The following is a 12,147-nucleotide window of genomic DNA, read 5'->3' on the forward strand; positions in this document are numbered from 1 at the left end:
CCAGAGATGCCACCCACCACACGCGCAGCCATCCCCATAGACCGGGAACTCACCGCGGCCCTGCGCCACCTGGACCTGCGTGTCGTACGCCGGCTGGAGGGGCTGCTACACGGCGAACACCCCGGCCTACGCGTAGGCCCCGGAAGCGAACCGGCGGAAGCACGCGTCTACCACCCCGGCGAAGACGACATACGGCTCATGGACTGGGCGGTGACCGCACGCACCACAACACCGCACGTACGCGACCCCGTCGCCGACCACGAGCTGGAAAGCTGGACCCTGCTCGACCTCTCAGCCAGCATGGACTTCGGAACCGCCCACCAGGAAAAACGCGAGGTCGCCATGGGAGCGCTCGCCGCACTCACAATGCTGACCCAACGCGTGGGAGACCGCTTCGGTGTCCACTTCCTCCACAACGGACGCATCCGCCGCTGGCCAGCGCGCTCGGGAAAAGCAGCACTCATCACCCTGCTCGCGACGATCAAGGCCGCCCCACGCGACGCTCGGCCCACCGCGGACACACCAAACACAACCTCCCTGCCCGAAGCCCTGCACGACATGGCCCGCTCCCACCCCCGCCGAGGGCTGCGCATCATCATCTCCGACTTCCTCGACACCCCACCCGAGGCGAACCGCGACTCCCCCGCCTCCTGGGAACGTCCCCTGCGTCACATCTCGGCCCGCCACCAGACACTCGCTGTCACCGTCTCCGACCCCCGCGAAACCGACCTGCCCGCCATGGGACTCGTCCCCATGACCGACCCGGAAACCGGAAAAGTCCGAGAAGTACACCTCACCCCGGCCCTCCGCGACACCTTCCACCGGGCAGCCACGGCACAACGCCAAGCCATCCACGACGGCCTCCGCCGATGCGGCGTGGAACACATAGCACTACGCACCGACCGCGACTGGGTCGCCGACATCGCCCGATTCGTCACCCAGCAACGACGCAGCGTCCACAACACACCACCGATCCCCCGCTGACACCACCACGAGACCCCACTCCCGGCGAGGAAGAGAGGAAAAGCGGGTGACCGTCCTCGGAATGACCTTCCTAGCCCCACGATGGCTATGGCTACTACTCGCCCTCGCCGCCCTCATCGCCGTATACCTGTGGCTACAATCCCGCCGCACCCACTACACGCTCCGCTTCACCAACCTCGCCCTCCTCGACCGCGTCGCCCCCAACCGGCCGAAATGGCGCCGACACGTCCCCGCAGCCCTGTTCTGCGCCACCATAGGCCTGATGATCACGGCCCTCGCCCGCCCCGCCCTACCGGTGGACGTCCCCCGCGAACGCGCCACCATCATGGTCGCCATAGACGTCTCACCCTCCATGGTCGCCAACGACGTCGAACCAGACCGGATCAGCGCCGCCAAGGAATCCGCCAAAGGCTTCGTCAACGCACTCCCCGACAGGTTCAACGTGGGCATGGTCGCCTTCTCCTCCTCCGCCAGCGTCGTCTCCTCCCCCACACGCGACCACAAAGCCGTCACCGACTCCATCGAAACCCTGCGGATCTCCACCGGAACAGCGATCGGCGAAGGAGTATTCACCTCACTACAGGCCATCCAGTCCTACGACACCGAAGAACAGTCCGACCTCCCGCCCTCAGCGGTAGTACTGCTCTCCGACGGAGAGAACACCAGCGGCCGCTCCGTAACCGAAGCCAGCAGAGCCGCCTCCGAAGCCAACATCCCGGTATCCACCATCGCCTTCGGAACCGAGAAAGCACTCGTCGAGATCAACGGAGAACAGGTACCGGCCGACATCGACAAGGACGCCCTCCACCAACTCGCCGACCACACCGACGGCCACTTCTACGAAGCGGAATCCGAAGCAGAACTCACCGACGTCTACTCCGACATCGGATCCTCCCTGGGAACCGAAACCGTCAACAAGAACATCGCCAACCGCTTCCTCATCGCGGCACTACTACTCGCCGCCGCCACCGCCACGACCTCACTGCTCTGGTTCCAACGGCTACCCTGAACCACCGGGGCGGCGCTACGGTACGCAGCCGAGAACCGGTAGCGTGGGGATGTTTGCCCTGCTACCGGACGCGATGGGAAAGTACGATGCGAGATAGCCGCACCGCGCCAACCGTGATCTTCTTCGATCTCGACGACACCCTGCTCGACGACCGCGCGGCCAGCTCAGCCGGCCTGCGCGCACTCATGGAACGGGTGGGACACCCCAGCTTCACCGCCGCACGCCACCTGTGGGACGTACAGACCGACATCTCGTTCGGCGCCTACATCACCGGACGCCTCAGCTTCCAGGAACAGCGCCGCGAACGGGTCCGGGCCCTCACCACCCAGGCAGGCAACTCCCAGATCTCCGACGCCGAGTGCGACGAGCTTTACCAGGTCTACCTGCAAGCCCACCGTGCCTCCTGGCACACTTTCGACGACGTGGCCCCGGCACTCAGCCGGATCGCCACCCTCGGCATCGGACTCGGCGTCATCACCAACGGAGTCGAAACCCTGCAACGGGAGAAACTCACAGCCCTGGGGATCATCAACCAGTTCCACGACATCGTCTGCGCCGACGCCGTCGGAGTGGGAAAACCCGACGCGCGGGTCTTCGAGATCGCCTGCCAACGGCTCGGCGTCGCCCCTCACCAGTGCTGGCACGTCGGCGACCAGATGCGGGCCGACGCCCTCGGGGCAGTGGCAGCGGGCCTCCGCCCCATCCTGGTCAACCGCTACGGTCAGCACACCGGGCCGAACAACGAAGCACCCAGTGACATCACCGCGATCGAAAAACTGGACGATCTGGTCGACCTCGCAGGAGGTGGCGGCCCCACAGCAGTGCCCAAGGCCGAAACGGAACTGCAATGACCGAACACGGCCCCCGCAAGGCCAGACGCGTGTGTGCCCATGTGACAGCACACACTCCTGAGGGGTCCGTTCTCGTGGACCAACACGGCAGGAACCAGGGGTTGCCGGGAGGACGAGTACGTTTCGGCGACGACCCAGCCCAGGTTGCCCATCAAGCCGCGAACCTTCCGCCAGGTGCCGTGCTCACCCCGCACGACTCCTACAGCGAGGTCGTAGCCACGGCTGACGCAGCCGGACCGGTCCTGCTACACATCGACCGAATCCACTACACGTGCACCCTTCCCGCAGGGACACTCCTTCCCACCTCACGGGACCCAAACCTTCCCGCGCTTCCCCAGGCCGACGAACTCGTAACCGAAGAGCCCCAACCGAACACCCCCGTGTTACGCCGGTTCGGCTGTTACGGCGTCGTCACCGACACGGCCGGGCGCGTCTTGCTGTCCAGGATCGCGCCCGGCTACCCCTCCGCCGGAAGCTGGCATCTTCCCGGTGGAGGGGTCGATCACGGCGAGGACATACGCGAAGCATTACTGCGGGAAATCACAGAGGAAACAGGCCAGCACGGGAACATCGGTACGCTGACGTCGGCCACATACCATCGACGCCCGAACGCGACCGGCCCGGAAAGCTCCCACACCGACCTGTACGCGGTGTGGGTATTCTTCCGGGTGCACGTCAGCCATCCCAAACCAGCAGTGGTCTCGGAGAGCAACGGCTCCACCGCGGACTGCGCCTGGTTCCCCCCTGAGGAACTCGCGCACCTACGGCTGTCCGCGACCGCACGTCACGGCCTCGCTCACCCCCGGGGAGAAGACTGACCACCCGCCCAACCACGACGGTGGAGGAAACGGGTCAACAACCACGCGAGCCCCCCGGCGAGAAGAACAGTGACCCCCGGAACGACCGAGGTCAACGGGAGGCTGAAAGCCAGCACCACACATCCGGTCAGCCCCCCGACCGGAACCAGTAGGGGCGGACGGTTCTCCTCCGGCCCCAACCGGAGCGCGGAGGCGTTGGCAATGGCGTAGTACACCAGGACCCCGAAAGCGGAGAACCCGATCGCGCTCGGCAGGTCGACCAGAAGCACCAACACGCACACGACCAGCGCCACGGCCCACTGCGCCCGGTACGGCACAGCGAACCGCCCGTGCACCCTCGCCAGGAACCACGGAAGGTTCCGATCGCCGGCCAACGCGTGCACGGTACGCGACACTCCCAGCAACAGAGTCAGCAACGCCCCCAGACTGGCGAACGCAGCCCCCACCCGGACGAACCCGCCCAGGGACGGCCAACCGGCCGCGGCGACGGTGTCCACCAACGGGGCGGAGCTCTCCGAGAGGGAACTGTGTCCCAGCACCGTCAGCGCGGACACTCCGACCAGGAGGTACACGAGGAGAACGAAGCCCAACGCGACGGAGATAGCACGGGGAATGGTCCGCTCGGGCCGGCGCACCTCAGCACCCAACGTCGCGATACGCGCATAGCCCGCGAAAGCGAAGAACAGCATGCCGGCCGCACCCAGCAACCCGAAGAACCCCGGCCAGTGACTGGTCAGGGACAAACGCTCGAACTGAGCGGCCCCTCCCCCCAACGACACGGCAACGGACACTCCCAGCACCACCAGGACGACGACCAGCAGAAACCGGGTTACCAACGCCGTGGCACGAATACCGCGATGACTGATCCCCGCGAGCACGACGACCGCGCCAGCAGCCGCCCAACTCCCGCCCGCCGGCCACGCGTAGGCGGCGAACGTCATCGCCATGGCCGCACACGAAGCCGTCTTTCCCACGATGAACGCCCAGCCTGCGAGATACCCCCACAGCTCCCCCAGGCGCTCCCGCCCATAGACGTAGCTCCCCCCCGACTGGGGGTGACGTGCCGCCAACCGGGCGGAGGAGGTGGCGTTGCAATACGCCACGAGTCCGGCGATCAACAAAGCGACAGGCAACCATGCCCCCGCCTCGTCAGCTGCCGGAGCGAACACCGCGAAAACGCCAGCCCCGATCATGGCACCGGCACCGATCGTCGCGGCGTCAACAGTGCCCATCACTCGCGCAGGCGTACCCTGCGAACCAGAAGAGGTGGTCATCACGCCCGAGTGTGCCCTATCCCGACCCCCTCAGGGTGAACCGAGGGCCCACTCGATCTGGCCGCAACCGGCCAATTTCCGGTCACCACGCGCCTGGCGCACGCACGAGGACGAGGGACATCCCACCACCGCTCGTGCTCTGACCAGAGCCGACGGTGCTGTGGCGCCCCTCGTCAACCGGTGTCACGGACGCCACGGAGAACCCGTGTGCTCGGAGATATCCTCAGCAGCCACTTGACGCAACTGGCGGGACAAGTCCGCCAAAGCGCGCGATACTGCGAGCTCGTCACCGATCTCCGGAACATCGACGTCCAAGGGATGCTTGCGTGCCATCCCGTGGCCCCGCAGTGCCGAGCCATCCTCGGAGTCCAGGCCCACTTCGGCCCATGTGCGGGCCGTGTCCCCCTCACTGTCCTCGGAAAGCAGGATGTCGACGTTCCACCGCTTCATCGTGTGCATCTTTCCCCCCAGGTGTTGCCCGACCACCATCCGGAGTCAGGCGGAGTCCTCCTCACCCGGACCTTCCTCGATGTGGGCGTCCGGCCCGGGATAGACCAGCGCCTCGTGGTCCTCATCCAGCCAGCGCACCTGGTACGGCGGAGCACCTTCGGAACCGCGCACCTCAGTCACCACACCGGTACGCCGATGGGCATCATCGCGTGGAGCTTCGACAACCAGGTGGTCTCCGACCTGTGCTCTCATCGGTCCTCCCTGATGACGGACTCTACTCCCCATCTTCCGCCCGATACGGCATGATTTCAATGGTTGACCGAGCGCATCCGGTCCGGAAAGCACTGCTCCGCGGACAGCGGCCCTGGGACCGCGGAGCAGGAGCGGGAACTGTTCGGTTCACTCGACGCCGGCGCCGAGCGTACGCCCGCCGTCGAGAGTGTGCGTCTGCCCCGTCACCCACGCGGCATCCGCGGAAGCCAGATGTGCGATGGCGGCAGCCACGTCCTGGGCTTCGCCCAGACGCCCCAGTGGGTAGCCCTCGGCGACCGCGGCCTCATCCTCCGAGTACAGCGCGGAGGCGAACTGGGTCTTGACCACGGCGGGCGCGACCGCGTTCACGCGAATCCCGGGGGCGAGCTCGTACGCGAGCTGCTCCGTGAGGTTGATCAGCGCCGCTTTGCTGGCCCCGTAGATACCGAGACCGGGTGAGGGATGCTGTCCGGCCAACGAGGCGACGTTCACCACCGCCCCGCCGTTGTCCTTCATCCACGCGTGGTAGACGGCACTCACCCAGCTTGCGGCGGCTATCACGTTCACGTCGAAGATCTTGGCCATAGCGGCCGGATCGACGTTGACGACGGCGTCGAAGACCGGGTTGATCCCCGTGTTGTTGATCAGGACGTCGACGCGGCCGAACGTGTCCAACGTCCGTTCGATCGCGTCTTGCCTGTGCTCCTCGTCGTGGGCCTTACCCGCGACCCCGAGAGCGTTCTCCTTGCCCCCTAGTTCGGAAACCGCGGCCTCGAGCGGATCGGGGTTACGGGCTGTGACGGTTACTTTCCCACCTTCCGCAACGATCCGCTGGGCGGAGGCCAGGCCGATGCCACGGCTCGCCCCAGTGACGATCGCGACTTTCCCGTCGAAACGTCCCACGTGCTCTCCTCCTGAACAGTTGGCTCTGTCGGCGGCACAACAGTACCGACCACTTGGTCGGTACTGGTACTCGGGTTGCGTGGCCCACTGGTACCGTCATCGTGTGGCCCCGCACTACTTCGAACCCGATCCGGAAGCGACGCACCGCCCCGCTACTGTCAATCTCGTCCTTCCCGACCTGCACCTGCGTCTGAGAACCGACCGCGGGGTCTTCTCCCCGGACAGGATCGACGTCGGGACACGGGTTCTGTTGGAGAACGTCCCCGCCCCTCCCCCGACAGGCAGGCTGCTGGACGTGGGGTGCGGGTACGGTCCCATCGCCCTGGCAATGGCCGCGCGGTGCCCGTTGGCTTCGGTGCTGGGGGTTGAGGTTAATTCTCGTGCTGTTGCTCTTGCTGAACAAAATGCACAACAGAATGGCCTTTACAACGTAGATTTTGAGTTGATCCCCGAGGGACAACCGACCGACCGGAGCACCGAGAGCGAGAAACTGTCCGGGCCGTTCGACACGATCTGGAGCAACCCACCCATCCGGGTGGGCAAACCCGCCCTGCACACGTTGCTGCACACCTGGCTGGGGCGGCTCGCCGACGGGGGCAACGCCTACCTGGTGGTGCAGCGCAACCTCGGCGCCGACTCCCTGCACCGTTGGCTGGAACACAACGGCTACCCCACCCGGCGCCTCGCCTCGCGTGCCGGATTCCGAGTACTGCATGTCCAGCGCTCCTGACACGGTGTCTCCGCACACCTCAGGCACGCGTTCCACACCCGCGACCGCTATGCTGGCTGCAACTACCATCGCTCTATCCATATAAGGAACGCACTTCAGGTGAGCACACAGCTCCGCCCCACGGACATAAAACGGCTGAACCGCCGATGGCGCAGGAACACACACGGCCGCATCGGCCTCATCGTCGAGTCGGTGACCCAACCGTTCAACCTGGGATCCATCCTGCGAAGCAGTGCGACGTTCGGTGTGGAACACCTCTGGCTGACCGGCAACTCCGCGGAGCCGACCCATCCGCAGGTAGGGAAAACGGCCCTGGGAACGGAACGGAAACTGGACTGGCGCAAGCTCCGCACATCCGGCGAAGCAGTCAGTGCCGCCCATGAGGAGGGGTTCTCCGTGGTCGCCGTGGAGCTCACACGTGACGCGGCGCCACTGCACGAGGCAGCGCTGGAGGGTGACGTCTGCCTGGCTGTCGGCGCCGAGGACCACGGCTGCTCCCCCGCCCTGCTCTCCAACGTCGACGCGACCGCCTACATACCGCAGGTGGGCCAGGTCGGTTCCCTCAACGTCGCGGTCGCGACGGCCATCGCGCTCGCGGAGACCCGCCGCAGAGAGTGGCAGAGCCTTCCCAACGGGAATGACTCCTCGGGTCAGTGATTCGGTCCGCTCACTGCGGGAATTTCTTACCTCCAGCATTCGTATCCCCAGGTACAGGCGACCAAAGAGAGGAACAGTGGACCCGTACCGAAGTACCGGCAGCGCCCGAAGCGGGCGCTGCATCCCCGATCCCGAGGACATGACGAAACCGATACCGGTGCGTGCGGTAACCGTCCGAGCGGGTGACCGCCCCGAGGTGGTGCGCGCGAAGTGAGCGTCGTCCTCAGCATCCTTTTCGGAGCGGTGGTAGTCATCGCCATCACGGCGGCGACCGGGTACTTCGTCGCCCAGGAGTTCGGTTTCATGGCGGTGGACCGCTCCCGTCTACAAGCGCAGGCCGCGGAGGGGGACACCGGAGCGCGGCGCGCTCTGAACGTCACCGGACGAACGTCCTTCATGCTCTCCGGTGCGCAGCTGGGTATCACCGTTACCGGGCTACTCGTCGGCTACGTCGCCGAACCGATGATCGGTTCCGGAATCGGCGAGCTGTTCGGCGGGATCAACGTCCCCACCGGTGTCGGACTGGCGGTGGGGACCGCTCTGGCCCTGATGTTCTCCACCGTGGTGCAGATGGTCTTCGGCGAGCTGTTCGCCAAGAATCTCGCGATCGCCCGGCCCGAACCGCTCGCCCGCCGGATCGCCTGGTCCACCAACGCCTACCTGCGCGTTTTCGGCTGGCTGATCTGGTTGTTCGACCAGGCGGCGATCCTGGTGCTCAAAGCCGTACGGATCACTCCGGTGGAGGACGTCCGCCATGCCGCCACCCCACGCGACCTCGAACGTATCGTGGAAGAGTCGCGCGAGAGCGGTGACCTTCCGGCCGAACTCTCCACTCTGCTCGACCGCACGCTGGACTTCCACGACCGCACCGCCGGGCACGCCATGATCCCGCGCCCGCAGGTCACCACGGTCGAGAACGGGGAGCCGGTCAGTCGGGTCGTCGAACTGATGGCCTCCGGCCACTCCCGTTTCCCCGTGCTGGGCCACGGCCTGGACGACATCGTCGGTGTGGTCTGCCTGCGGGACGTGCTCGCGCTGGACGACCGCGACCTGACCTCGATCACGATAGGCGACGTCGCACGTCCGGCGGTGATGGTTCCGGCACCGCTGCCGCTCCCGGCAGCACTCGGCCGGTTACGCGAGTCGGACGAGGAGTTCGCCTGCGTCGTCGACGAGTACGGCGGGCTGGCCGGCGTCATCACGACCGAGGACATCTCGGAGGAACTCGTCGGAGAGATCGCCGACGAGCACGATCCCGAGGACGCCGGCGAGATACGCGTGGGCGAGGACGGCAGCTGGCTGCTGCCAGGAGCCCTGCACATCGACGAGGTCGAACGCCTCATCGGCCACGACCTACCGAAGAACGACTACGAGACCATCGGCGGGCTCGTCATCCACGAGCTGCGCCGGCTGCCCGAACCCGGGGACTGCATCCAGGTGGAGCTCCCGCGCCATCCCGGCGCGCACGAGGATGATCCCCAGTACTCCGTATCGGTGAGTGTGCGAGAGGTCGACCGGCACGTACCGGAGACGGTGCGGTTGGAACTCCATGAGACGCGCGTCGCGGAGCCCACGTCGCCCGACCGGGAGGTAAACGCGTGAGCGATCTGCATCCTGTTGTCGCGCTGCTGGTCTCGGTGGGCATCATCGCGCTCAGTGCCTTCTTCGTCGCCATCGAGTTCGCGCTCGTTGCCGCTCGCCGTTACCGGCTGGAGGAGGCCGCGGAGGACAGTTTCTCCGCGCAGGCCGCGCTGAAGAGCGCCCGTGACCTCTCTCTGCTGCTCGCGGGTTCCCAGTTGGGCATCACCCTGTGCACCCTGGCTCTGGGCGCTGTCACCAAGCCGGCGGTGCACCACCTGTTGGAACCGTTACTGCACGAGTTCCTTCCGGGCCCCGCGTCGGCGGTGGTGTCGTTCACACTGTCCCTGGTGATCGTGACCTTCCTGCACCTGGTGATCGGCGAGATGGCTCCCAAATCCTGGGCCATCTCCCACCCGGAGAGGTCGGCGATCCTCCTGGCGGTGCCGATGCGTGTGTTCATGTGGCTCACCCGCCCCGTGCTGGTGCTGCTGAACGGTATGGCGAACTGGTGCCTGCACCGTCTCGGTATCGAGGCCGTGGACGAGGTCGCGGCCGGTCACGGTCCCGAGGACCTGCGGGAGCTCGTCGACCACTCCGCCAAGGCCGGGGCTCTTGAGGCCGAGCGCCGCGACCAGCTCGCCACGGCCCTGGAGGTGAACTCGCGGCCGGTACGTGAGATCGTCACTCCCCGCCAGGAACTGGCCGGCGTCACGCCCGAGGCCACCCACACCGAGATCAAGAACGTCTCCCGCAGTTCCGGACACCTGAGGCTCGTCGTCCTCGAGGGCGACGAGCCGGTCGGGGTCCTGCACGTACGGGACGCGCTGGTCAGTCCGGAGAAGACCACTGCCGCGGACCTGATGCGTCCGGTGCTGACGATTGAGGCCGCAACCCCCATCTACGCGGCACTGAGTATCATGCGGGAGAGTCGCAGCCATCTGGCTCTGGTGGAGGACAGCCACGGGATCGTCGGGCTGGTAACGCTGCAGGACATGTTGGACCGGCTGCTGGTGAACACGGCCGCCTGATTCCGCCCCGGAACCAGTGACCCGACGGCGGACGCACCGCCGTGCATAGACAGAGGTAACGAACGTGGCTACAACGCGTACCGCTGACCGCATGTGGGCAGTGGCCGTCGCGGCTGGATTGTGGGGGACCTCGGCCCTGATGCGGGACCCCCTGTCCCAGGTACTCCCCGCACCGACGATCGTCCTGTACGAACACGCCATCATCACCCTGCTGCTGGCGCCGTGGATCGTTCCGGCACTGCGCGCGCTCCTTCGTGCGGGCCCCAAGGCCGTGGCCGCCATGGTGGTGGTCGGCGGCGGGTCCTCCGTCCTCGCCACCACCCTGTTCACCGCGGCGTTCACGGTGGGGGACCCGATCACTCCCCAGGTGCTGCAGAAGCTCCAACCGTTGTTGGGCATCCTGCTGGCCGTACTGCTTCTGGGAGAACGCCTCTCCCCCCGTTACGTCGGGTACGCTCTGCCCGCCGTCGCCGGGACATGGATCCTGGCGTTCCCGGACCCGTTGGATGTCAGCGTCCAGGGTGCCCAAGCGGCCGGTCTGGCGCTGGGGGCCGCACTGTTGTGGGCGTCCGGCACGGTGCTGGGGCGTCTGGCCGGTATTCGGATGTCCTTCATGCACGTCACCGCCGTGCGGTTCACGCTCGCTCTGCCGGTCGCGCTGCTGTTGGTGCTCGGGAGTGGCTCGCCGGTGCTGGTCGGTCCCACGCATCTGCCGATGCTGGCCGCGCTGGCCGTCGTTCCGGGGCTTCTCGCGCTGTCGCTGTACTACTGGGGACTGAGCCGTACTCCCGCGAGCCGGGCCACCCTGGCCGAGCTCGCGTTCCCGCTCGTGTCAGCCCTCGTCGGGGTCGCGGTTCTCGGTGCGGAACTGACCTGGAGCCAGTGGACCGGCGCCGGGATCATCCTGGCGTGTGTGACCGTGATGGCCCTGAGCCGTTCCCGGGAGCGCCCCACCGGAGTGGCGACACCTGTCAGCAGGGAGCCGGAGCCGAGCTGACCGCGACTCGCCGCTTTCCGTGGGTCAGGCGGAGAGTGCAGCGATGAAGGGTTCACGCACCGCGGGGTCGCATCGTGCCGCTTCCAGTACGCGCTTTTCCCTGTTCGGGTCGGGGCCGGCCTCATGGTCGCTCCCCTCCCCCACGGCGACCGGCATGGAGGAGATCCCGTCCCACTCCGGAGTGTGCGGGAACGTCACGTCGATCGTGACACGTTCCCCTTCCACCGCGACGGTGAGGTACCGGTGCACGTCCCACAGACCGTTCTCCGGGACGGCGGAGGCCGCTTTCTCACCGAAACGCCCCCGTGCCAGTTCCGGGGTGCACCGGTAGACCCGGTGCACCAGCCGCGGTTGGGCCTGCGGCCAGCGTTCGGCGACAACCGAGGACAGCAGTTCGTGCTTGGTGGAGCTGGTCCCGCGCCACTCCGCGAGGACCGCCTGTGCTGTGGGCTCGCTGGGGCGCCCGTGCGGGATGGCGTGTACGGCCCGAACCACCTCGGCAAGGGAGGGTTGGGGGGAGATACCAGCTTGCGCGACCAGAGCCTCGAACATGGAGGCTAGGGTAACGAAGACCCGGCGGCCAGGGTAGTGCGGGCCCGTGGCGGGGGAAGAA

14 protein-coding genes are annotated in these 12,147 nt (G+C 66.8%); 9 read left to right on the forward strand and 5 right to left on the reverse strand.

Annotation, left to right across the window (positions count from 1 at the left end):
* Positions 1-6 precede the first annotated feature (6 nt).
* The 4 genes from FHX37_RS08070 (at position 7) to FHX37_RS08085 (ending at position 3,662) form a co-directional block, all read left to right on the forward strand.
* Positions 7-984, forward strand: coding sequence for a DUF58 domain-containing protein (locus tag FHX37_RS08070; RefSeq protein WP_141923270.1), 978 nt, complete (start codon positions 7-9; stop codon positions 982-984).
* A 61-nt stretch (positions 985-1,045) separates the two neighbouring features.
* Entirely contained in the window at positions 1,046-1,993 is a 948-nt protein-coding gene (locus FHX37_RS08075) for a VWA domain-containing protein (protein ID WP_141925111.1), read from the forward strand.
* A gap of 86 nt (positions 1,994-2,079) precedes the next feature.
* On the forward strand, positions 2,080-2,844 hold the full coding sequence (locus FHX37_RS08080) for an HAD family hydrolase (protein ID WP_141923272.1): 765 nt from the start codon (positions 2,080-2,082) through the stop codon (positions 2,842-2,844).
* Positions 2,845-3,023: 179 nt separating this feature from the next.
* Complete coding sequence (locus FHX37_RS08085; RefSeq protein WP_246062190.1) at positions 3,024-3,662, forward strand: NUDIX hydrolase; 639 nt, start codon at positions 3,024-3,026, stop codon at positions 3,660-3,662.
* On the opposite strand, the gene FHX37_RS08090 is transcribed toward FHX37_RS08085, so the two are convergent.
* The 4 genes from FHX37_RS08090 to FHX37_RS08100 form a co-directional block, all read right to left on the reverse strand.
* Entirely contained in the window at positions 3,641-4,936 is a 1,296-nt protein-coding gene (locus tag FHX37_RS08090) for an APC family permease (protein WP_141923277.1), read from the reverse strand. The two genes, FHX37_RS08085 and FHX37_RS08090, sit on opposite strands and share 22 nt — an antisense overlap.
* A gap of 183 nt (positions 4,937-5,119) precedes the next feature.
* On the reverse strand, positions 5,120-5,395 hold the full coding sequence (locus FHX37_RS24210) for a DUF1876 domain-containing protein (RefSeq protein WP_449405179.1): 276 nt from the start codon (positions 5,393-5,395) through the stop codon (positions 5,120-5,122).
* Positions 5,396-5,431: 36 nt separating this feature from the next.
* Positions 5,432-5,638 (reverse strand): DUF1918 domain-containing protein, encoded by a 207-nt coding sequence (locus tag FHX37_RS24215; protein WP_246062192.1) that lies wholly within the window; start codon positions 5,636-5,638, stop codon positions 5,432-5,434.
* 147 nt (positions 5,639-5,785) lie between these two features.
* Positions 5,786-6,541 carry an SDR family oxidoreductase gene (locus tag FHX37_RS08100; RefSeq protein ID WP_141923279.1) on the reverse strand — a complete coding sequence of 252 codons (756 nt, stop codon included), beginning with the start codon at positions 6,539-6,541 and terminating at the stop codon, positions 5,786-5,788.
* 103 nt (positions 6,542-6,644) lie between these two features.
* Between FHX37_RS08100 and FHX37_RS08105 the strand changes: the two genes are divergently transcribed.
* The 5 genes from FHX37_RS08105 to FHX37_RS08125 all read left to right on the forward strand — a co-directional run bounded on the left by FHX37_RS08105 (position 6,645) and on the right by FHX37_RS08125 (position 11,534).
* Positions 6,645-7,271 carry a class I SAM-dependent methyltransferase gene (locus tag FHX37_RS08105; protein ID WP_141923282.1) on the forward strand — a complete coding sequence of 209 codons (627 nt, stop codon included), beginning with the start codon at positions 6,645-6,647 and terminating at the stop codon, positions 7,269-7,271.
* 99 nt (positions 7,272-7,370) lie between these two features.
* On the forward strand, positions 7,371-7,928 hold the full coding sequence (locus FHX37_RS08110) for a TrmH family RNA methyltransferase (RefSeq protein WP_141923284.1): 558 nt from the start codon (positions 7,371-7,373) through the stop codon (positions 7,926-7,928).
* Between the two features lie 210 nt (positions 7,929-8,138).
* Positions 8,139-9,530 (forward strand): hemolysin family protein, encoded by a 1,392-nt coding sequence (locus tag FHX37_RS08115; RefSeq protein WP_141923286.1) that lies wholly within the window; start codon positions 8,139-8,141, stop codon positions 9,528-9,530.
* Complete coding sequence (locus tag FHX37_RS08120; protein ID WP_141923288.1) at positions 9,527-10,537, forward strand: hemolysin family protein; 1,011 nt, start codon at positions 9,527-9,529, stop codon at positions 10,535-10,537. The genes FHX37_RS08115 and FHX37_RS08120 overlap by 4 nt, the downstream gene beginning before the upstream one ends.
* 64 nt (positions 10,538-10,601) lie before the next feature.
* Positions 10,602-11,534: a DMT family transporter gene (locus tag FHX37_RS08125; protein ID WP_246062193.1), complete on the forward strand. Its 933-nt coding sequence runs from the start codon at positions 10,602-10,604 to the stop codon at positions 11,532-11,534.
* A 24-nt stretch (positions 11,535-11,558) separates the two neighbouring features.
* Here the strand turns inward: FHX37_RS08125 and FHX37_RS08130 are convergent, their stop codons facing one another.
* Positions 11,559-12,086, reverse strand: coding sequence for a hypothetical protein (locus FHX37_RS08130; protein WP_141923290.1), 528 nt, complete (start codon positions 12,084-12,086; stop codon positions 11,559-11,561).
* Between the last annotated feature and the right edge of the window lie 61 nt (positions 12,087-12,147).

Source organism: Haloactinospora alba, from assembly GCF_006717075.1.
Taxonomy (GTDB): Bacteria; Actinomycetota; Actinomycetes; order Streptosporangiales; family Streptosporangiaceae; genus Haloactinospora; species Haloactinospora alba.

Coding starts and splice junctions, on each gene's coding strand:
- FHX37_RS24210 (WP_449405179.1), bottom strand. CDS start 5,395: ATGCACACGATGAAGCGGTGGAACGTCGACATCCTGCTTTCCGAGGAC.
- FHX37_RS24215 (WP_246062192.1), bottom strand. CDS start 5,638: ATGAGAGCACAGGTCGGAGACCACCTGGTTGTCGAAGCTCCACGCGAT.
- FHX37_RS08090 (WP_141923277.1), bottom strand. CDS start 4,936: ATGACCACCTCTTCTGGTTCGCAGGGTACGCCTGCGCGAGTGATGGGC.
- FHX37_RS08130 (WP_141923290.1), bottom strand. CDS start 12,086: ATGTTCGAGGCTCTGGTCGCGCAAGCTGGTATCTCCCCCCAACCCTCC.
- FHX37_RS08080 (WP_141923272.1), top strand. CDS start 2,080: ATGCGAGATAGCCGCACCGCGCCAACCGTGATCTTCTTCGATCTCGAC.
- FHX37_RS08075 (WP_141925111.1), top strand. CDS start 1,046: ATGACCTTCCTAGCCCCACGATGGCTATGGCTACTACTCGCCCTCGCC.
- FHX37_RS08070 (WP_141923270.1), top strand. CDS start 7: ATGCCACCCACCACACGCGCAGCCATCCCCATAGACCGGGAACTCACC.